Raw genomic sequence first — 496 nt, 5'->3', positions numbered from 1 at the left:
CGGCCGGCGGCGATTCGCCGCGGCAAGGCGCGCCCCTCCGCGTCGCTCGTCCGGGCCTGCCTGCCCGCGATGCGCGGCCGGCATCCGGCCGCCGCGCCCGCTGGCCCGCCCCCGGCGTGCCGGAAGGTTGGACCCTGGATGGCCGAGCCCGTGCCAGGGACCCGGCGACGCGCGGTCCCCGTCGAGCCTGGCTGGCGCCGCGCGCGGCAAGGGCGCGCGCGGCGCGGGCGGCTCAGGGCTTCGCCGGCAGCAGCAGCTTGCCGAAGATCCAGCCGCGGGGCTGGGTGTCGCCCACCTCCACCCAGCCATCGGCGCTGCGGCTGAACTCCCGCAGCACCTCCCCCTGCGGGATGGTGCGGAGGATCGGCGCGGTGTTGTTCGGCTGGGTCCGCAGGTTGGCGGCGGTGCGCACCGCCACCCGCAGGGCGCGGTCGGCCGCCGCGGTTGGCGGGGGCATCGGCGCGGGCGGCGTCACGGCGGCCTGGGTCGAGGGCGC

At 80.0% G+C, this 496-nt stretch carries 1 protein-coding gene; it reads right to left on the bottom strand.

Annotation, left to right across the window (positions count from 1 at the left end):
* Nucleotides 1-232 precede the first annotated feature (232 nt).
* On the bottom strand, nucleotides 233-496 hold a 264-nt coding region (locus E2C05_RS32455), incomplete at its 5' end, for an SH3 domain-containing protein (protein WP_205083315.1).

Source organism: Paracraurococcus ruber, assembly GCF_004353985.1.
GTDB classification, from domain to species: Bacteria; Pseudomonadota; Alphaproteobacteria; order Acetobacterales; family Acetobacteraceae; genus Paracraurococcus; species Paracraurococcus ruber.
The sequence above is the reverse complement of the archived record's forward strand: the minus strand, read 5'-3'. Positions and strand labels throughout refer to the sequence as shown.